15 protein-coding genes are annotated in these 20,401 nt (G+C 73.2%); 6 read left to right on the forward strand and 9 right to left on the reverse strand.

Annotated elements, in window-relative coordinates:
- Positions 1-102: 102 nt before the first annotated feature.
- The 3 genes from AC1DWH_RS13535 to guaA are packed head-to-tail and all read right to left on the reverse strand — an operon-like array spanning position 103 to position 3,311.
- Positions 103-1,254 (reverse strand): glycosyltransferase family 4 protein, encoded by a 1,152-nt coding sequence (locus tag AC1DWH_RS13535; RefSeq protein WP_477094109.1) that lies wholly within the window; start codon positions 1,252-1,254, stop codon positions 103-105.
- A 51-nt stretch (positions 1,255-1,305) separates the two neighbouring features.
- Positions 1,306-1,698, reverse strand: coding sequence for a DUF3817 domain-containing protein (locus tag AC1DWH_RS13540; protein WP_456846638.1), 393 nt, complete (start codon positions 1,696-1,698; stop codon positions 1,306-1,308).
- A 32-nt stretch (positions 1,699-1,730) separates the two neighbouring features.
- Positions 1,731-3,311, reverse strand: a complete 1,581-nt coding sequence (gene guaA / locus AC1DWH_RS13545) for a glutamine-hydrolyzing GMP synthase (RefSeq protein ID WP_477094110.1) — start codon at positions 3,309-3,311, stop codon at positions 1,731-1,733.
- Between the two features lie 134 nt (positions 3,312-3,445).
- Here guaA and AC1DWH_RS13550 point away from each other — a divergent pair, with 134 nt between their 5' ends.
- From AC1DWH_RS13550 to arfB, 3 genes are read left to right on the forward strand one after another with little or no spacing between them, the layout of a single operon-like run.
- On the forward strand, positions 3,446-5,281 hold the full coding sequence (locus tag AC1DWH_RS13550) for an ABC transporter ATP-binding protein (protein ID WP_477094111.1): 1,836 nt from the start codon (positions 3,446-3,448) through the stop codon (positions 5,279-5,281).
- Positions 5,278-7,011 carry an ABC transporter ATP-binding protein gene (locus AC1DWH_RS13555; protein ID WP_477094112.1) on the forward strand — a complete coding sequence of 578 codons (1,734 nt, stop codon included), beginning with the start codon at positions 5,278-5,280 and terminating at the stop codon, positions 7,009-7,011. The genes AC1DWH_RS13550 and AC1DWH_RS13555 overlap by 4 nt, the downstream gene beginning before the upstream one ends.
- Position 7,012: 1 nt before the next feature.
- Positions 7,013-7,441, forward strand: coding sequence for an alternative ribosome rescue aminoacyl-tRNA hydrolase ArfB (gene arfB / locus AC1DWH_RS13560; protein ID WP_477094113.1), 429 nt, complete (start codon positions 7,013-7,015; stop codon positions 7,439-7,441).
- A 69-nt stretch (positions 7,442-7,510) separates the two neighbouring features.
- Here the strand turns inward: arfB and AC1DWH_RS13565 are convergent, their stop codons facing one another.
- Positions 7,511-8,503, reverse strand: a complete 993-nt coding sequence (locus AC1DWH_RS13565) for an SURF1 family protein (protein WP_477094114.1) — start codon at positions 8,501-8,503, stop codon at positions 7,511-7,513.
- Positions 8,504-8,784: 281 nt separating this feature from the next.
- On the opposite strand from AC1DWH_RS13565, the gene AC1DWH_RS13570 reads away from it, so the two are divergent.
- The 3 genes from AC1DWH_RS13570 (at position 8,785) to AC1DWH_RS13580 (ending at position 14,699) form a co-directional block, all read left to right on the forward strand.
- Complete coding sequence (locus AC1DWH_RS13570) at positions 8,785-11,262, forward strand: phosphoketolase family protein (RefSeq protein ID WP_477094115.1); 2,478 nt, start codon at positions 8,785-8,787, stop codon at positions 11,260-11,262.
- 72 nt (positions 11,263-11,334) lie between these two features.
- Positions 11,335-13,407, forward strand: coding sequence for a phosphate acetyltransferase (gene pta, locus AC1DWH_RS13575; protein ID WP_477094116.1), 2,073 nt, complete (start codon positions 11,335-11,337; stop codon positions 13,405-13,407).
- A complete protein-coding gene (locus AC1DWH_RS13580) occupies positions 13,404-14,699 on the forward strand; it encodes an acetate/propionate family kinase (RefSeq protein ID WP_456845677.1) in 1,296 nt (431 codons plus the stop codon). The genes pta and AC1DWH_RS13580 overlap by 4 nt, the downstream gene beginning before the upstream one ends.
- A gap of 4 nt (positions 14,700-14,703) precedes the next feature.
- Here the strand turns inward: AC1DWH_RS13580 and AC1DWH_RS13585 are convergent, their stop codons facing one another.
- The 5 genes from AC1DWH_RS13585 to AC1DWH_RS13605 form a co-directional block, all read right to left on the reverse strand.
- Positions 14,704-16,335 carry a succinic semialdehyde dehydrogenase gene (locus tag AC1DWH_RS13585; RefSeq protein WP_477094117.1) on the reverse strand — a complete coding sequence of 544 codons (1,632 nt, stop codon included), beginning with the start codon at positions 16,333-16,335 and terminating at the stop codon, positions 14,704-14,706.
- 64 nt (positions 16,336-16,399) lie between these two features.
- Positions 16,400-18,115 carry a phosphoenolpyruvate--protein phosphotransferase gene (gene ptsP / locus AC1DWH_RS13590; RefSeq protein WP_477094118.1) on the reverse strand — a complete coding sequence of 572 codons (1,716 nt, stop codon included), beginning with the start codon at positions 18,113-18,115 and terminating at the stop codon, positions 16,400-16,402.
- A complete protein-coding gene (locus AC1DWH_RS13595) occupies positions 18,112-18,390 on the reverse strand; it encodes an HPr family phosphocarrier protein (RefSeq protein ID WP_477094119.1) in 279 nt (92 codons plus the stop codon). Before AC1DWH_RS13595 ends, ptsP begins: the two co-directional genes overlap by 4 nt.
- 47 nt (positions 18,391-18,437) lie before the next feature.
- Positions 18,438-19,949, reverse strand: coding sequence for a PTS fructose transporter subunit IIC (locus tag AC1DWH_RS13600; protein WP_477094120.1), 1,512 nt, complete (start codon positions 19,947-19,949; stop codon positions 18,438-18,440).
- Positions 19,946-20,401 (reverse strand): PTS sugar transporter subunit IIA, encoded by a 456-nt coding sequence (locus AC1DWH_RS13605; protein ID WP_456845682.1) that lies wholly within the window; start codon positions 20,399-20,401, stop codon positions 19,946-19,948. Before AC1DWH_RS13605 ends, AC1DWH_RS13600 begins: the two co-directional genes overlap by 4 nt.

Consider the following 20,401-nt stretch of genomic DNA (forward strand, 5'->3'; position numbering starts at 1 on the left):
CCCCACAGGACGGGCCCGAACCCCAGGACCCGGCGGGCCGCGAGCGGCCCATGACTAAAGCGCCCAACACCAGCGACTCTAGGGGAGAAAGAGGGTGATTTGTCAGAACTCTCGGGCGAGTGCGCGCGCCGCCCGTGCGCGGGCGTACTCGGCCTCCGCGGCTCCGAGCACGTCGTCCCAGCCGAACGCCGGGCGGACCGCGCGGTTGTGCGTGAGCATCCCCTCGAGCAGGCGCCCGTCGCGGGCGAGGTGCACGATCGCCTCGGTCATCTCGGCGTCGTCGGCGACGAGCAGCCCGTCGATGCCGTCCTCGACGAACTCGGCGATCCCCGTGCCCCGGCGCGCGACGATCGCGAGCCCGGCGGTGCGGGCCTCGAGGGCGGCGATCCCGAAGGCCTCGAGCTCGGCCGGGGCGAGGAACACGTCGGCGTCGGCGTACGCGGCCCTGACCTGCGGCCGGGTCAGCCGGCCGCGCAGCTCCACCAGGTGCTGCAGCCCCTGCCCCGCCACCGCGGACGCCACCCGACCCTGCGCCGGGCCGGCGCCGATGATCGACAGGCGCAGACGGTCCGGCGGCAGCCGACGAGCGGCCTTCCCCACCAGCTCGACCAGCGGGACGGCCCGCTTGCGGGGAGCGAGACGCATCGTGGAGACCAGCCGGAGGGGTCCGTGCTCCCCCGGACGCCCGCGGCCTTCCGAGAAGCTCTTGGGTGCCCAGAGGTCCAGGTCCAGACCGTTGGGCATGACGGTCACCTCGGCGCCGAACACCTGCTCCACCCGTTCGGCGGCGGCGTGGCTGACGGCGGAGAGCGCGGCCGGCGTGCGCTGCCAGTGCGTGTGGCGGACCAGGGTCCGCAGGGTGCCGACGACGCCGTCGAGCATGCAGTGCCACGTGATCGCGGTCGGCAGGCCGGCGTCGAGCGCGATCCGCGCGCCGTCGTAGGCGAAGGGCGACAGCACCCCGGCGTGGACGTGGACGACGTCCGGCCGCAGGGACTCGAACGCCTCGCGCATCAGCCGGGGGCCGACGGGGTTCACGGGCAGGTCGAACGGGAGGCGCGCACCGAGCCGGTGCACCTGCACGCCGTTCTCGACGTCGACGACGCCCCCGCGCTCGCCACCCTCGCCGAGCGTGGCGGTGAGCACGTGCACGTCGTGGCCGGCCAGGACCTGGCGCGCCGCGAGGTCACCGACCTGCGACTCGATCCCGCCGGTCCGCGGCGCGTAACAGTCGGACACATGGACGATCAGCACGCGCACACCCTAATCACGCGAACTGGACGAGCGTTCACGATCCGGGCCACGTCACCCGCGTGCGCCACCCGCGGCCTCGATCCGCGCGAGCGCCTGAGCGTGCACCTTGCGCTCGAGGATGAACGACATGACGGGCACGACGCCCGCGGCGGCCATCGTCGCCAGGCGCCCCAGCCGCCAGCGCATCTTCGACCAGAGGTCGAACACGGTGACCAGGTACACGACGTAGATCCAGCCGTGCGCATAGGCGACCCACGCGCCGATCACGGGGTTCGGGTGGCCCGACGCATCGACGCCGCCCGCGTGGAACACGTACTTGAGGATCAGCTCGAGGCAGAGCAGCAGCAGCATCGTGCCGGTGATCCACGCCAGCACGCGGTAGCGCTTGGTGGCCCCCGCGGCCTTGCGCACCCAGGGGTCCACGCCGGTCACCGTCTCGCTCACGCGTGCTGCTCCTTCGTCGTTCGTCACCGAGGTCACTCCCACTCGATCGTGCCCGGCGGCTTGCTCGTCACGTCGAGCACCACGCGGTTGACCTCGGGCACCTCGTTGGTGATCCGGGTCGAGATCGTCGCCAGCACGTCGTACGGCAGGCGGGTCCAGTCGGCGGTCATGGCGTCCTCCGACGACACCGGCCGCAGCACGACCGGGTGCCCGTAGGTCCGCCCGTCGCCCTGCACGCCCACCGACCGCACGTCCGCCAGCAGCACCACGGGGCACTGCCAGATGTCGCGGTCCAGACCGGCGCGGGTCAGCTCCTCGCGGGCGATCACGTCGGCGGCCCGCAGGATGTCGAGGCGCTCGGCGGTGACCTCGCCGATGATCCGGATGCCCAGGCCGGGGCCCGGGAACGGCTGGCGCCAGACGATGCCCTCGGGCACGCCGAGCTCCAGGCCGACCGCGCGGACCTCGTCCTTGAACAGGGTGCGCAGCGGCTCGACCAGCTCGAACTGCAGGTCGTCGGGAAGCCCGCCGACGTTGTGGTGCGACTTGATGTTGGCCGCGCCCTCGCCGCCGCCGGACTCGACGACGTCGGGGTACAGAGTGCCCTGCACGAGGAACTCGACCTCCTCGTCGCTCCCGGCCACGATCTCCCGCGCCGCGTCCTCGAACACCCGGATGAACTCGCGGCCGATGATCTTGCGCTTGGTCTCGGGGTCGGTGTGCCCGGCGAGCGCGTGCAGGAACCGCTCGCGCGCGTCGACGACCTTGAGCTGGACGCCCGTGGCGGCGACGAAGTCCTTCTCCACCTGCTCGGCCTCGCCGGACCGAAGCAGCCCGTGGTCGACGAACACGCAGGTCAGCTGGCTGCCGACGGCCTTCTGCACGAGGGCGGCCGCCACGGAGGAGTCGACGCCCCCGGAGAGCCCGCAGATCACGCGCGAGGTGCCCACCTGCGCGCGGATCTTCTCGACCTGCTCCGCGACGACGTTCCCCGCGTTCCAGTCGGGCGTCAGCCCGGCGCCCTCGTACAGGAAGTTCTCGAGCGCCTTCTGGCCCAGCGGCGAGTGCTTGACCTCGGGGTGCCACTGCACGCCGTACAGGCGGCGGGCCCGGTCCTCGAACGCGGCGACCGGGCTTCCCGACGACGTCGCGAGCACCTCGAAGCCCTCGGGCGCGGCGTGCACCGCGTCGCCGTGGCTCATCCAGACGGTCTGCGAGTCCGGGCTGCCCGCCAGCACGGTCCCGGCGGACGTGACCTCGACGGCCGTCCCTCCGTACTCTCGCTGGCCGGTCTGCGCGACGGTCCCGCCGAGCGCGGCGGCCATCGCCTGGAACCCGTAGCAGATGCCGAGCACCGGGACGCCGGCCTCGAACAGGGCCGGGTCGACGAACGGGGCGCCCGTGGCGTACACCGAGGACGGGCCGCCGGACAGGATGATCGCCGCGGGGTCCTTGGCCAGCAGGTCCGCGACCGACGCCGTGTGCGGCACGATCTCGGAGTACACGCTGGCCTCGCGCACGCGTCGCGCGATCAGCTGGGCGTACTGGGCGCCGAAGTCGACGACGAGCACGGGGCGGTGGGTGGTGGCGGCCGGGTCAGGCGTCTGCGTCACGCCCTCAGGGTAGTCGGCGCGGGGACCTCGTCCGTCCTGTGTCCGTCCGTCCGGTCCGTTCCTCCGCCTCGTCCCCCGGGGGCCGTGGAAAACGGTTCGAGGAGTGTCGGTACCGCCCCGTAACGTTGCTCCTCATGCGTTCCCTCCCGCTCGACGACCCTGGCACCCCGCCTCTGAGCGGGCCCACGGCGCTGCTCTGGTGGCTGGCCCGCCGGCAGTGGGGGATCCTCCTGACCGCGGTCGGGCTGGGCATCGTCATGTTCGCCGCGCAGGCGTTCACCCCGTACGTCGTCGGCAACGCGATCGACGACGGTCTGGCGCACGGCTTCGGGCCCGAGCTCTGGCGGGCGTGCGGCACGCTGCTCGCCCTGGGCGCGGTGGTCATCACGACGTCGGCCATCGGGCACCGCTACGACATCGCGAACTGGCTGCGTGCGGCGTTCACGTCCTCGCAGCTGGTCGGCAAGACGGTGTCGCGCTCGGGCCACGCGATCACCTCGGAGCTGCCGACGGGCGAGGTCGTGTCGGCCGTCGCCAACGACGCGCTGCGGATCGGGGAGGTCTACGCGCTCGCCGCCCACTTCCTCGGCAGCCTGGTCGCCTACGGGGTCGCCGCCGTTCTCATGCTCCGCGTGTCCGTGCCGCTCGGCCTCGTGGTGATCCTGGGCCTGCCCACCGTCGCCGCGATCCTCGGTCTGCTGGTCAAGCCGCTGTCCCGGCGGCAGGCCGCGCAGCGCGAGGCCTCGGGCCGCCTGACCACGCTCGGGGCGGACACGGTCTCGGGCCTGCGCATCCTGCGCGGCATCGGCGGCGAGGGCGTGTTCACCGGCCGCTACCGCGAGCAGTCCCAGGAGACGCGGCGCCGCGGGGTCGAGGTCGCCAAGACGCAGTCGGTGCTGGACGCCCTGCAGGTGCTGCTGCCCGGCACGTTCGTCGTGGTCCTCATCTACCTCGGTGCGCACATGGCGCTGGCGGGCACCATCACACCGGGGCAGCTGGTCTCCACGTACGGGTTCGCGGCGTTCCTGTCGTGGCCGGTCCAGAACGCCACGCAGATGCTGCAGGCCGCGACGCGCGCGCACATCGGCGCGACCAAGGTGGTCAAGGTGCTGCGGGTCGTCCCGGCGACGGGCGCGACCGACGGCACGGCCACCGTGCCGGACGCGCACGTGCCGCTCGTCGACGAGGTCAGCGCGCTGCGGCTCGAGCCCGGCCGGGTCGTCGCGCTGGTCAGCGCGGACCCGGACGAGTCGGCGCGCATCGCGACGCGGTTGGGCCGGTTCGACGACGAGGCGGAGAAGGACACCCCGGTCCGGCTCGGCGGGGTGCTGCTCTCGGAGCTGGACAAGGACGCGGTGCGCCAGCGCATCGTCGTCGCCGAGGCGACGCCGCACCTGTTCTCCGGCGCGCTCGAGCACGAGCTCGACGTCCGCGGGGGCGCGACGCAGGACGACCTGCTGCGGGTGATCGCGACGGCCGACGCGCACGACGTGCTCGACTCGGTCCCCGACGGCCTGGCCGGCGAGCTGCCCGAGAAGGGCCGGTCGCTGTCGGGCGGCCAGCGCCAGCGCGTGGCGCTCGCCCGGGCGCTGCTCATCGACCCGGAGATCCTCGTGCTCGTGGAGCCGACCAGCGCGGTCGACGCCCACACCGAGGCGCGGATCGCGGCGCGGCTCGCCGAGGTCCGGCGGGGCCGCACCACGCTCGTCGTGACCGCGAGCCCGCTGGTCCTCGACCACGTGGACGAGGTCGCGTTCGTGCAGGACGGCGTCATCCGCGCCCGCGGGACGCACGACGACCTGCTCGCGCACGGCGTCGACGACCTCGAGGTCGCGCGCGCCTACCGGGCGGTGGTCGGACGGCACATGGACGAGGAGTCGCTGGAGAACCGCGCGGTCGAGGACCTGGCGGACGACGAGCAGCTCCACCGCGAGCTGATGGCACAGCAGACGAACGGAGGACAGTCATGAAGCTCCCCATCGCCGACTCGGCGACCGTGCGGGCCTACACCGGCCTCCTGATGCGCAAGCACCGCCGTCCGCTGACCGTCATCGCGGTGCTGCACACGCTCGCCGCGACCGCGGGCCTGGCCGGTCCGTGGATCCTCGGCCTGCTGGTCGACGCCGTGAACGACGGCACCACGGCCGGCTACATCAACACGCTCATCGCGATCGGTGCCGTCGCCGTGCTCGCGCAGACGGTGCTCATCCGCTTCGCGCAGCGCGCGTCGATGGTGTTCGGCGAGGAGGTGTTCGCCGAGCTGCGCGAGGAGTTCATCGAGAAGGTCACGTCGCTGCCGCTGTCCACCGTCGAGCGGGCCGGGACCGGTGACCTGGTCGCGCGCACGACCAACGACGTGAACAAGCTGCAGCACGCGGTGCGCTTCGGCGTCCCGCGGGTGATCGTCGCGGTCGTCACCATCACGCTGACGGTCGCCGCCTGCCTGTTCATCTCGCCGCTGGTCTCGATCGCGATGTTCATCGGCGTCCCGACCCTGGTGATCCTCGTCCGCTGGTACCTCAAGCGCGCGACCCCGGCGTACCAGCGCGAGTCGGCCGCGTACGCCACCCTCAACGGCACGATCACCGAGTCCGTCGAGGGCGCCCGCACGGTCGACGCCCTGCGGCTCGGCCGGCGCCGGATGGCCCGGGTGGACGACGACCTGCGCGAGGCGTTCGCCGCCGAGAAGGCGACCCTGCGGCTGCGCACGATCCTGTTCCCGGGCATCGACGGCGCGTTCGTGCTCGCGCCGGCCGCCGTCCTGTTCTGGGGCGGGTACCTGGCCTCGCAGGGGCAGGTCACGGTCGGCGCGGTCACCACGATCGTGATGTACACGTACCAGGTCACCGGGCCGGTGTGGGAGCTGATCTTCTGGATCGACGAGATCCAGGTGGCGGCCACGTCGCTCGCCCGGATCGTCGGCGTGCAGCTGGTCGAGCCGGACCGCACCACGCGTGAGGGCACCCCGGTCGACGAGGACATCGCCGCCCGGGACCTGCAGTACGCGTACCGCGAGGGCCACAACGTGCTGCACGGGATCGACCTCGACCTGGCCGCCGGCGAGCGGCTGGCAGTCGTCGGTCCGTCGGGGGCGGGCAAGTCCACGCTCGGGCGCATGCTCGCGGGCATCCACCCGCCCTCGGGCGGCACGGTGACCGTCGGCGGCGTGTCGCTGGTCGACCTGCCGCTGGAGGAGCTGCGCGGGCACGTCGCCCTGGTCACCCAGGAGCACCACGTGTTCGTCGGCACGGTCGCGGACAACCTGCGGCTCGCGCAGGAGGACGCCGACCCGGCGGCCCTCGAGCGGGCGCTGCGGGCGGTCGACGCGTGGGAGTGGGTGCAGGCGCTGCCCGACGGGCTGGCCACCGAGGTCGGCTCCGGCGGCGCACCGCTGACGCCTGCCCAGGCGCAGCAGATCGCGCTCGCCCGTCTGGTGCTGCTGGACCCGCACACGCTGGTGCTCGACGAGGCCACCTCGCTGATGGACCCGCGGGCCGCCCGCCACCTCGAGAAGTCCCTGTCGGCGGTGCTCGCCGGCCGCACGGTGGTCGCCATCGCGCACCGTCTGCACACGGCCCACGACGCGGATCGCGTCGCGGTGGTCGACGCCGGCCGCATCACCGAGATCGGCCCGCACGACGAGCTGGTGGCCGCAGGCGGCGACTACGCCGCCCTGTGGCACTCGTGGCAGCACGACTGACATGAGCGATCCACTCACGCTGCGCGGGGGCGTCGTCGTCCCGGACGACGCCCTCGCGTGGCGCTTCTCGAGATCGAGCGGCCCGGGTGGCCAGTCGGTCAACACGACCGACTCGCGAGTCGAGCTGACCGTCGACCTGGCCCGGATCGCGTGGACCAGCCCGACCCAGCAGGACCGCGTGCTCGCCCGGCTGGCCTCCCGGCTGCGCGGTGAGCTGCTGACCGTGAGCGCCCAGGAGTACCGGTCGCAGCTGCGCAACCGCGAGGCCGCGCTGACCCGGGTGCACGCCCTGCTCGACGACGCGCTCGCTCCCCCGGGCCCGACCCGACGAGCCACGCGCCCGAGCCGCGGGTCGCAGGTGCGCCGGGTGCAGGGCGAGCAGAAGCGCCGCGCGGTCAAGGAGCTGCGCCGCCGACCACCGATGGGCTGAACCGACGCCCACCCGGGGCGAGCCGTGCCGGGAGCACCGGGCGCGCGTTGCTCCCCCCAACCGCTGCCGTCAGGCCGGCGCAGCGCCGCCCACGCCGGGCTCCGGTTCCGGTTCCGGTTCCGGCTCCGCTCCCGAGCCCCGGGCCTCGTCGCGGACCAGCCGCAGCCACAGCAGCACCGCGAAGGCGCCGAAGATCCACCACTGCGCGGCGTACGCGAGGTTCTGGATGTTCAGGCCGGACCCGGGCTTGGTCGGGGGGTCGAGGAGCAGCACGGTCGACGCCTGCGCGGGGTCGGACGACGCGACGACGAGGTACCCGGTGTAGATCGGGCCGCCCCAGGAGTTGAGCAGCTCGGCGGAGCTGATGCCGTCGGTGCGCCCGTCGGCGATGCCGTCCGCGGCCTCCTCGGACGCCTGCAGGTAGCCGGTGACGTCGACGCTCCCGGCGGGCGGCTGGTCGGCGTCGGCGGGCGTCGCCACCCAGCCACGGACCACGGGCAGCACGGCGCCGTCGTTGGTCCGCAGCGGCGTGAGGACGAGGAACCCGGTCTCGCCGTCGTGCGCGCGCCCGGTCACCAGCAGCTGGCCGGCGGCGTCGTAGGCGCCGGTCACGGCGACCTTGCGGCCGACCAGGTCGCCGGTGAACGACGTCTGCGGCGCCAGGGTGTCCGCGAGCGGGACGGCGGGTGCGGCGACAAGCTCGGCGGTGTGCCGGGCCGCCGCGGCCGCGCCGTGCACCTGCGCGCGGTCCAGCTGCCACACGCCCAGGCGGGCGCAGAGGGCCGCCGCGGCGAGCAGGAGGACCAGGAGCAGGACCATGCGCGGTCGGACGGCCGCTCGGAGCATCGTCGTCGGGGGTCGACGGGTCGCCTGCTCCCAGGCGGGCGCCGGCCGGGTCGGCGCAGCGGCGGCCGGCTCGGGGGCAGGAGCCGGTGGCGACGCGGGGGCCGGGCCGGCGGCAGAACCGGCGGGAGCGGAGGTGGCCGGCGCGCCCGGCTCCGGGCGGGCACCGGACCCCGCGGCGCGCTCGCGCGCGACGGCTGCGGGGCTCTGCTCGGTCACGCCTCACGGTACCCCGCAGCGCACCCCCGGCCGGAACGGGCAGAACCGCCCGCGGAGCCGCGCACAGCCCCGCTGACCTGCACACCCGTCCCCGGGCAGCGTCATCGGACGTTCCGCGTGCGTTCTCCCACAGAATGCTGCACCCGACGTCGGAGTGCGGTTGTATGACAACAGGCCCGTGCACGGGCCGGAGGACCAAGGTCCCCCGGCGGCACGAGAGCCCGACGCAAGGCTGGCACCGGACCGGCGGAGACCGCCGGGAGGACGACTGGGGAGCGCGCATGACCACGACGACGTCGGCAAGCAGCACGTGGCGGACCGGGAGCGGGGAGGCGATCGACTCCGAGACCCTGGCCCGGATCGACCAGTGGTGGCGGGCCGCGAACTACCTCTCCGTCGGCCAGATCTACCTGCTGGACAACCCGCTGCTGCGTGAGCCGCTGACCCGCGACCACGTGAAGCCGCGCCTGCTCGGCCACTGGGGCACCACGCCGGGCCTCAACTTCCTCTACGCGCACCTCAACCGCGCGATCAAGGAGCGCGAGCAGTCGACGATCTACGTGACCGGCCCCGGCCACGGCGGTCCGGGACTGGTCGCCAGCGCCTACCTCGACGGCACGTACTCCGAGTACTACTCGGACATCACCGAGGACGCCGAGGGCATCCACCGGCTCTTCCGGCAGTTCTCGTTCCCCGGCGGCATCCCCAGCCACGTGGCCCCCGAGACGCCGGGGTCGATCCACGAGGGCGGGGAGCTGGGCTACGCCCTCAGCCACGCGTACGGCGCGGCGTTCGACAACCCGGACCTGCTGGTCGCGACGGTCGTCGGCGACGGCGAGGCCGAGACCGGCCCGCTGGCCACCAGCTGGCACTCCAACAAGTTCGTCAACCCGGAGAATGACGGGGTCGTCCTGCCGATCCTGCACCTCAACGGCTACAAGATCGCGAACCCCACCGTGCTGGCGCGCATCAGCGACCACGAGCTCGAGTCGCTCATGGTGGGCTACGGGCACAAGCCGCACATGTTCGTCGCGGGCTTCGACGACGAGACGCACGAGGACATCCACCGCCGCTTCGCGACGCTGCTGGACGAGGTGCTCGACGAGATCGCGGAGATCAAGCGCAGCGCCCACGCGGGCAACGAGCAGCGACCGCAGTGGCCCATGATCGTGTTCCGCACCCCCAAGGGCTGGACCGGGCCCGACTACATCGACGGCAAGAAGACCACGGGCTCGTGGCGCGCCCACCAGGTGCCGCTGGCCAACGCGCGGGACACCCCGGAGCACCTCGACGTGCTGCGCCAGTGGCTGGAGTCGTACCGGGTCAACGAGCTGTTCGACGACGGCGGCCGCCTGCACGACGACATCCGGGAGCTCGCGCCCGCGGGTCACCTGCGGATGAGCGACAACCCGAACGCGAACGGCGGCGCGCTGCTCAAGGACCTGCGCCTGCCGGACTTCCGCAAGTACGCGGTCGACGTCCCGGTGCCAGCCGGCTCGATCAGCGAGGCCCCGCGCGTGCTGGGCGACTGGCTGACCGACGTGATCCGGCTCAACCCCGACAACTTCCGGATCTTCGGGCCGGACGAGACGGCGTCGAACCGGCTGCAGTCGGTGTTCGCGGTGACGGACAAGCAGTGGAACGCGGACTTCTTCGGGCCCGAGGTCGACGAGCACCTGGCCCGCGCGGGCCGGGTGCTCGAGATGCTCAGCGAGCACCAGTGCCAGGGCTGGCTCGAGGGGTACCTGCTGACCGGCCGCCACGGGCTGTTCAACTGCTACGAGGCGTTCATCCACATCATCGACTCGATGTTCAACCAGCACGCCAAGTGGCTGAAGGTCACCAACGACATCCCGTGGCGCCGGCCCATCGCGAGCCTGAACTACCTGCTGTCCAGCCACGTCTGGCGCCAGGACCACAACGGGTTCAGCCACCAGGACCCCGGGTTCATCGACCACGTGGTCAACAAGAAGGCCGACGTCATCCGGGTGTACCTGCCGCCGGACGCCAACACGCTCCTGTCGACGTACGACCACTGCCTGCGCAGCCGGCAGTACGTCAACGTCGTCGTCGCGGGCAAGCAGCCGGCGCCCAACTTCCTGACCATGGACCAGGCGATCGCGCACTGCACGCGCGGCCTGGGCATCTGGGACTGGGCGGGCACGGAGGTGCCGGGCGACAAGCCCGACGTCGTCCTGGGCTGCGCGGGAGACGTGCCCACGCTCGAGGTCCTGGCGGCGGCGGACATCCTGCGGCGCGAGCTGCCGGACCTCAAGGTGCGCGTGATCAACGTGGTCGACCTCATGCGGCTGCAGGACGCGCGGGAGCACCCGCACGGGCTGTCGGACGCGCAGTTCGACGGGCTCTTCACCGAGGACAAGCCGGTGATCTTCGCCTACCACGGGTACCCGTGGCTGATCCACCGGCTCACCTACCGCCGGCACGGCCACAACAACATCCACGTGCGCGGGTACAAGGAGGAGGGCACGACGACGACGCCGTTCGACATGGTCATGCTCAACGACCTCGACCGCTTCCACCTCGTCATCGACGTCATCGACAACGTGCCGCACCTGCGCACGGCCCAGGCCAACCTGCGGCAGAAGATGGTCGACGAGCGGCTGCGGGCCCGCGAGTACACGCGTGCGCACGGCGACGACCTGCCCGAGGTCCGCGACTGGGTGTGGCCCGACGCGCAGGACGCTGCGGACGAGGGGCAGGTGGCCGCCACGATCGCGACGGGCGGCGACAACGAGTAGCAGGACGCAGGCCGTGGGGCGACGTCGCCCCACGGCACCGTTCGACCGTCCATCGTTCAGGAGAAGCCCACCGTGGCCCGCAGCATCTACGTGACCTCCCCCGAGGGGGACTCCGGCAAGTCCATGATCGCGCTCGGGCTGGTCGACCTCCTCGCTCGCACCGTCAAGCGGGTGGGGGTGTTCCGTCCGGTCGCCCGCTCGACGGACGTGCGCGACTACGTCCTCGAGCTGCTGCTGCAGCACGACGGCGTCGACCTGACCTACGACGAGTGCGTCGGGGTGACGTACCAGCAGGTCCTCGACGACCCCGAGCAGGCGCTCGCGCAGATCGTGTCGCGGTACCACCACGTCGAGCGGCGCTGCGACGCGGTCGTGGTCGTCGGCACCGACTACACCGACGTGGCGGGCCCGACGGAGCTGGCGTACAACGCCCGGATCGCGGCCAACCTGGGCGCACCCGTGGTGCTGGTGATCAACGGGGGCCATCGCAAGCCCGCGGTCGTCGCGCAGGTGGCGGACGTCGTGGTCACCGAGATGACGGCGAACCACGCCCAGGTGATCGCGGTCGTCGCCAACCGGTGCGCGCCCGGCACGGTGAGCGGCGTCCGGGACGCCCTCCGGGCCGGGACCGGGCTGCCCGCGTGGGCCGTCCCCGAGAACCCGCTGCTCACCGCGCCGACGGTCCGGCAGCTGACCGACGCCGTGCACGGCACGCTCATCGCGGGCGACGAGTCGTTGCTGTCGCGCGAGGTCCTCGACGTGCTGGTCGGGGCGATGTCCGTGGAGCACCTGCTGGGCCGGCTCGCCGACGGCGCGGTCGTCATCACCCCCGGCGACCGCTCGGACGTGCTGCTCGGGCTGCTGGTCGCGCACCAGGCCGAGGGCTTCCCGTCGCTCGCGGGGATCATCCTCAACGGCGGCTTCCGGCCGGCTCCCCTGATCGCGCGGCTGGTCGAGGGCCTGGGCAGCAGGCTGCCCATCATCAGCACCGAGCTGGGCACGTTCCGGTCCGCGAGCGCGGCGGCGGACACGCACGGGAGCCTGACCGCGGACTCGCAGCGCAAGGTCGACACCGCGCTGTCGCTGTTCGAGCAGCACGTCGACGGCGCGGCGGTGCTGGCCGCGCTGGACGTCGAGCGGCCCGAGGTGGTCACGCCGCTCATGTTCGAGTTCGCGCTGCTGGACCGGGCGCGCGCCGACCGCAAGCACGTGGTGCTGCCCGAGGGCGGCGACGACCGGATCCTGCGCGCGGCGTCGACCCTGCTGCAGCGCGGCGTCGCCGACATCACGATCCTGGGCGAGGAGCCGGCCATCCGGGCCCGTGCGACCGAGCTGGGCCTGGACCTGGACGCCGCGTCGATCATCGACCCGCACGCCAACGACCTGCTCGAGCGCTTCGCCGTCGAGTACACCGAGATGCGCAAGCACAAGGGCATGACCGTCGAACGGGCGCGGGAGATCGTCACGTCGGTCTCGTACTTCGGCACGATGATGGTCCAGCTCGGGCTGGCCGACGGCATGGTCTCCGGGGCGGCACACACCACCGCGCACACCATCAAGCCGTCGTTCGAGATCATCAAGACGGCGCCCGGCGTCTCCAGCGTGTCGAGCGCGTTCCTCATGTGCCTCGAGGACCGGGTGCTGGTCTACGCCGACTGTGCGGTGATCCCGGACCCGACGGCCGAGCAGCTGGCGGACATCGCGATCTCGTCGGCCGGCACCGCGGCGCAGTTCGGCATCGAGCCGCGGATCGCGATGCTGTCCTACTCCACGGGCGAGTCCGGCTCGGGCGCCGACGTGGAGAAGGTCCGGGCCGCGACCGCGCTGGTCCGCGAGCGCCGACCCGACCTGTCCGTGGAAGGCCCCATCCAGTACGACGCCGCCGTCGACGCCTCCGTGGCCAAGACAAAGATGCCGGACTCGGCGGTGGCCGGGCGGGCGACCGTGTTCGTGTTCCCCGACCTCAACACCGGCAACAACACCTACAAGGCCGTGCAGCGCTCCGCCGGCGCCGTCGCCATCGGCCCCGTCCTGCAGGGCCTGCGCAAGCCGGTCAACGACCTGTCGCGCGGCGCGCTGGTGCAGGACATCGTCAACACGGTCGCGATCACGGCCATCCAGGCGCAAGCGGAGGAGCCCTCGTGAACCCCACCAGCCCGCACACCGGGGCCGACGTGCTCGGCGCGCACGGCAGCGTGCTCGTCGTGAACTCGGGCTCGTCGTCCATCAAGTACCAGCTGGTCGACCCGGTCGCCGGCGAGGCGATCGCGTCCGGCATCGTCGAGCGGATCGGCGAGGACGAGGGCTCGGTCCGGCACACCTACGGCGGCAGCACGACCGAGCGCTCCGACCCGGTCGCCGACCACGGCGCGGGCCTGCGGGCGGTGCTGGCGCTCTTCGACGAGGTCGGGCCCGACCTCACGCAGGCGCACGTGGTCGCCGTCGGCCACCGGGTCGTGCACGGCGGCTCGGTGTTCGGCGCGCCCGTGATCGTGGACGACGCCGTCATCGCGCAGATCGACGCGCTGTCGCCGCTGGCTCCGCTGCACAACCCGCCCAACCTCACGGGCATCCAGGTGGCGCGCGAGCTCCTGCCCGACGTGCCGCACGTCGTCGTCTTCGACACCGCGTTCTTCCGCACCCTGCCCGACGCCGCCGCGACGTACGCGATCGACCGGGAGGTCGCCGAGGCGTACGGGGTCCGGCGGTACGGGTTCCACGGGACGTCGCACCAGTACGTGTCCGGCAAGGTCGCGCGCGTGCTGGGCCGGCGGCCCGAGGAGCTGAACCAGATCGTGCTGCACCTGGGCAACGGCGCCTCGGCGTCGGCCGTCCGCGGGGGCGTCGCCGTCGAGACGTCGATGGGCATGACGCCGCTGGAGGGACTGGTCATGGGCACCCGGTCCGGCGACATCGACGCGGCCGTGCTGATCCACCTGCAGCGCAACGCGGGGCTGTCGGTCGACGACGTCGACGACCTGCTGAACCGCCGCTCGGGGCTCAAGGGCCTCTCGGGCGAGAACGACTTCCGCGAGCTGCACAAGCTCGTCGAGGCCGGCGACGAGGGCGCCACGCTGGCGCTCGACGTGTACCTGCACCGGCTGCGCAAGTACATCGGCGCGTACCACGCGGTCCTGGGCCGGGTCGACGTCATCACGTTCACCGCCGGCGTCGGCGAGAACGACGACATCGTCCGCGCCCGCGCGCTCGAGGGGCTCGAGGCCCTGGGGATCGCGGTCGACCCGGAGCGCAACGCGGGGCGCAAGAAGGAGCCGACGATCATCTCCCCAGACTGGACCAGCACCCTCGTCATGGTCGTGCCGACCAACGAGGAGCTCGCGATCGCGCGCCAGGCGGTCGCCACGATCGAGGCAGCCGGGTTCGAGGGCACCAGCGACGAGTCGGACCCGGCGCCGGCCGCGGCGGGCCACGCCTGACGGGCTACGGCAGGCGGAACGCCTTCATCGCCCGCAGCGCCCCGGTGTAGACCCGCGGCCACGTCTCGGTCCCCAGGTCGAAGAGCCGGTGCAGGCCGACGCCCGGCCCGCCGAGGATGCCGTGCACGCCGTGCTGGACGGCCACCGTCTGCAACCGGGTGGTCTCCCACAGGCCCTCGCGCCCGTGCCGGCTGCCGATGCCCGACGCGCCGACCCCGCCCTGCGGGGCGCCGACGGCACCCCACGTCGCGACGTAGCCCTCGTTGACGTTCACGGACCCGGACCGCACACGCGCCGCGAGCGCCGCGCCGCGGCGGGTGTCCGCGGTCCACACGCTGGCGTTGAGCCCGAACTCGGTGTCGTTCATGGCGGCGATCGCCTCGTCGTCGGAGGCCACCCGGTAGATGGCCACCACCGGGCCGAACGTCTCCTCGCGGGCCAGCCGCGCCTCGTTCGGGACGTCCGTCAGGATCGTGGGCTCGTAGAACCAGGGGCCCAGGTCGCTGCGGTGCACCCCGCCCGCCAGCACGGTCGCGCCGTGCCCGACGGCGTCCTCGACGTGCTCGACCACGGTGGCCAGCTGCGACGCCGACGTCAGCGAGCCGACGTCGGACCGGTAGTCGAGACCGGACCCGAGCCGCAGTGCGCGCGTGCGCCGGACGAAGGCCGCGGTGAATGCCTCGGCCACGTCCTCGTGCACGTAGATCCGCTCGATGCTCACGCAGACCTGGCCGGTGCCGACGAAGCACGCCCGCACCGCGCCCTCGGCGGCGACCTCGACGTCGACGTCCTCGGCCACGTACATCGGGTTCTTGCCGCCCAGCTCGAGGGTGGCCGGCACCAGCCGCTGCCCCGCCTGCGCGGCCACGATCCGGCCCGTGCGGGTCGACCCGGTGAAGCTGACGTGGTCGACGTGCTCGATGACCGCGGCGCCGACCGTCGGACCGTCGCCCACGACGACCTGGAGCAGCCCGTCGGGGAGCCCGGCCTCCTCCAGCAGCTCCGCGGCCCACAGCGACGTGAGCGCGGTCTGCGGGTCGGGCCGCAGGATGACGGCGTTGCCGGCGACCAGCGCGGGCAGGACGTCGCCGATCGTGAGGGTCAGCGGGAAGTTCCAGGGCGCGATGATCCCGACGACGCCGACGGGGTGCCGCAGCACGCGCGTGGTCGTCAGGCCGGGGATCAGGCTCGGGACCCGGCGGGCGGCGAGGTAGCGGCCGGCGCGCACGGCGTAGTGCCGCGACACGTTGGCGATGTCGCAGACCTCCTCGAACGCCGAGACCCGCGCCTTGCCGGCCTCGATCTGGATGAGGTCGAGCACGTCGCTCTGGCGCTCGAGCACGAGGTCGTGCACGCGGGACAGGACGGCGGTCCGGTCCCGCAGAGGACGCGCGGCCCACAGCCGCTGGGCGGCCCGGGCCACCTTGGCGGCGCGCGCGACGTCGTCCGGCGTGGACAGCGGGATCGCGGCGATCGGCCCGCCCGTGAACGGCGCGTGCGACGTGAACACGGCCGCGCCGGGCGACGCGACGACGCGCCTCAGCAGCGGGCGGACGTCGTCCGGCTCGAGCACGTACGTCGCGAGCGGGTCGGTCTCGGGGTCGTGCAGCTCTGTGTGTCCCGGGTCGTGCGCCATAGAGGCGAGGGTACGCGCGGCGGCTGGGGAAAACCGGCCGCCGCGGCCCCCGCGCGAGTCGCGCCTACACGCCCAGGGTCTGGGCCACGTCCGCGTGCAGCAGGCCGATGACCGCCGCCCGCCCCTCGGCCGCCGACGGAGCCGCGAGCGCGGCGGCCGCCATGGTCGCGCACTCCGCGGTCGTGTGGTGCCGCAGCGCGTACCGGACCGCGGGGACGGCACCCGCCGACATCGACAGGCTGGTCACCCCGAGCCCCACGAGCACCAGCGCGAGCACGGGGTCCGACGCCGACTCGCCGCACACCCCGACGGGCTTGCGCGCCCGCCGGCCGGCCTGCGCCGTGGCGTCGACCAGGTCGAGCACGGCGGGCTGCCACGGGTCCAGCAGGTCCGCCAGCTCGCCACGGAGGCGGTCGGTGGCCATCGTGTACTGGGCCAGGTCGTTGGTGCCCAGGGAGACGAAGTCGACCTCGGCGAGGATCTCGTCGGCGCGCAGGGCCGCCGCGGGCACCTCGATCATCACGCCCACGGTGGCGACGCCGGCGTCGCGCGCCCGGGTCGCGAACGCGCGGGCCTCCGCGGCGGTCGCGATCATCGGCGCCATGACCCACGGCGTCGTCCCGGTCTCGGCCTGCGCCGTGGCCAGCGCGCCGAGCTGGGTGTCGAGCAGCTCGGGGTGGGTGCGCACGAGCCGGTACCCACGGACGCCCAGGGCGGGGTTCTCCTCGTCCGGCTGGGTGGCGAAGGCCAAGGGCTTGTCGGCGCCTGCGTCGAGCGTGCGGACCACGACCTTGCGGTCGCCGAACGAGCGCAGCACCTTCGCGTAGACCGCCGCCTGCGCGTCGTGCGTCGGGGCCGTGGTGCTCTCCAGGAACAGCACCTCGGTGCGGAACAGGCCGACGCCCTCGACCGCGCCGCCGGAGACGCGCGCGGCATCCTCCGCCGTCCCGATGTTGGCCAGCAGCGCCACCGCGTGCCCGTCCGCGGTGCCGCCGGGGTCGGTGTCCGACTCCAGCGCCGTCTCCACGGCGGCCCGACGGTCGAGCTCGGCGCGCAGCTCGTCGTCCGGGTCGACGGTCAGGGTGCCGTCCCCCGCGTCGACCGCCACGACGGTCCCGTCGGCCAGACCGGTCGCGCCGGCCACGCGCACGATGCACGGCAGTCCCAGCTGCCCGGCGATGATCGCGGTGTGGCCGGTCGGGCCGCCCAGCTCCGTGACGATCGCGAGCACGTTGGCCAGGTCCAGCGCGGCGGTGTCGGCCGGCGCCAGGTCCTTCGCGACGACCACCGAGGGCCGGTCCAGGGACGGCACCCCGGGCGCCGGCAGCCCCATCGCCTTCGCCACGACGCGGTCCCGCACCGAGCGCAGGTCGGTGACCCGCTCGGCGAGGTAGCCGCCGGCCTGCTGGAACATCGTCGCGAACATCTCGACGACGCCGTCGATCGCGCTGACCACCGGCTCGCCCGCATCGATGCGCGTGAGGACGCCGCTGCGCAGCGCCTTGTCGTCGGCCATCTGCGCCGTCGCCGCGAGGACGTCCTTCACCGTGCCCGTGGACCGCGCCGACTGCTCCCGAAGCGCCACGGCCACCTCGGTGAAGGCGGACTCGACCACGGCGTGCGCGGTCGCGGTGTCGGCCGGGACGCCGTCGACCAGCAGGGGCGCGTCGGGCTCGACGTGGGGCGCGGGCCGCACCTGCGCGACGGGTCCGACGATCGCCCGTCGCCCGACGCCGACGCCCTGGAGCACGTGCGGGGCGCCGACTGCGGGGGCGGTCATGACGCCTCCTCCGCGTCCAGGTCGGTGGCCAGCAGGTCGACCAGGCCGTCGAGCGCCGCGTCGGCGCCGTCCCCCTCGGCGGAGAGCGTGACCTCCTCGCCGCTGGGGACTCCGAGCGACATGACGAACAGGATGCTGCCGGCGTCGACCGGCTCGCCGCCCGGGCGGGCGATGGTGACCGGCAGCCCGGTCTCGGCGACGGCCTGGGTGAAGAGCATCGCGGGGCGGGCGTGCAGGCCGACGCGGGAGGCGACGACGACGGTGCGAGAAGGCATGACGATCTCCGATCTGGGGCCGGCGACGATGCCGGGCGAGGGACGGGTCAGGCTGCGGCGGCGACGAGCGCCTGGGCGTCCGCCTCCTGCTCGGCCTGGACGAACTCGTTGGTGCGGGCGCTCTTGAGGGCGATCACCAGCCCCGCGGAGATGACGGTGCCGACCGCGACCGCCATGAGGAACCCGAGGGGGCTCGAGATGAGCGGCAGCACCCAGATGCCACCGTGGGGAGCACGCTGGGCGGAGCCGACCGACATGACGAGGGCACCGGTCACGCTGGAGCCGACGAGCGAGGAGACGATCACGCGCCACGGGTCGGCGGCGGCGAACGGGATCGCGCCCTCCGAGATGAAGGAGAGGCCGAGGAGCACGGCCGCCTTGCCGTTCTCCCGCTCGGCGTGCGTGAACAGCTGCTTGCGGACGAACGTCGCCAGCGCCATGGCCAGGGGTGCGACCATGCCGGCCGCCATGACCGTGGCCATGATCCGGTACTGCACCGCGTCGGTGGCCAGGCCCTGGGTGGCCAGTCCCGTCACCGCGAACGTGTAGGCGACCTTGTTGATCGGACCGCCGAGGTCGAAGCCCATCATCGCGCCGAGCAGGGCGCCGAGCAGGACGAGGTTGGAGCCCGACAGCCCGTTCAGCCAGCTGCTCAGCCCGTTCATCAGGCTCGCGATCGGCTGCCCGATGAGCACGATCATGATGAGCCCGACGACGAAGGTCGACAGCAGCGGGATGACCACCACCGGCATCACGCCGCGCACGCCCTTCGGCACCTTCCAGCGGCTGATCCACAGCGCCAGGAACCCGGCCAGGAAGCCGGTGACCAGGCCACCCAGGAAGCCGGCGCCGACGGCCACGGACACCGCACCACCGACGATGCCGGGGACGAGCCCGGGCCGGTCGGCGATGGCGTACGCGATGAATCCGGACAGGATCGGCACGAGGAAGCCGAACGCGAGCGCCCCGATCTGGAACAGGAGCGCGGCCCAGTCCATGCCGCTGGTGACGGAGAAGTCGTTCAGCAGGTGCGTCAGCGGGACGGCTGTCACGGCGACGACGCCGTCACTGCCCCCCGCGAACTGGGCGACCATGAAGCCCAGCGCGATCAGGATCCCGCCGGCGGCGACGAACGGGATCATGTACGAGACACCCGTCATCAACCACTGGCGGATCCTCGTGCCGACGCCCGCGTTCCTGTCGACCTTCGTCGCGAGGCCCGTCGGTGCGGCAGGGGCACCCGCGGGGACCCCCGCCTCGACCGCGGCGACCGCCGCGGCGATGACGCCGGGGGCGTCGTGCACCGCCTTCTTCACGCCGACGTCGACGAACGGCTTGCCGGCGAAGCGCTGCTTGTCCTTGACCTCGAGGTCGGCGGCGTAGATGACGCCGTCGGCCGCGGCGATGATCGCCGGGTCGAGCGGGGTGGAGCCCGCGGCGCCCTGGGTCTCGACGTGGACCTCGTGCCCGGCGGCCTTGCCGGACTGCTCGAGGGCCTCGGCGGCCATGTACGTGTGCGCGATGCCCGTCGGGCAGCTGGAGACGGCGACGAACTTCATGAGGGGACGACCTCTCGGGTGACGATGTCGGCGACCGTTGCTGCGTCGCCTGCGTCCTTGAGCGAGGTGCGGAAGGACTCGTGGACCAGGCGGCGGGCGAGCGCCGCGAGGATCTTGAGGTGGTCGCCGTCCCCCTCGGTGGGGGCGGCGATGAGGAAGATCAGGGTCGCGGGACCGTCGGGGGCACCGAAGTCGACCCCGGCGGCGACCTTGCCGACCGCCAGGCTGGGGGCGGTGACGAAGCTCGACCGGGCGTGCGGCAGGCCGATCCCTCCGGGCATGCCCGTGGCCATCTGCGCCTCGCGGGCCCGCACGTCGGCGTGGAACCCGGCGGCGTCGGTCACGCGGCCGGCCGCGAACAGGAGGTCGATCAGCTGGCGGGTCGCGTCGTCGCGGTCCGTGGCGACCAGGTCGACGGCGACCAGGTCCGGGGTGATCAGAGGGGTGCTCAC

The organism is Cellulomonas sp. P2_F12, from assembly GCF_056403775.1.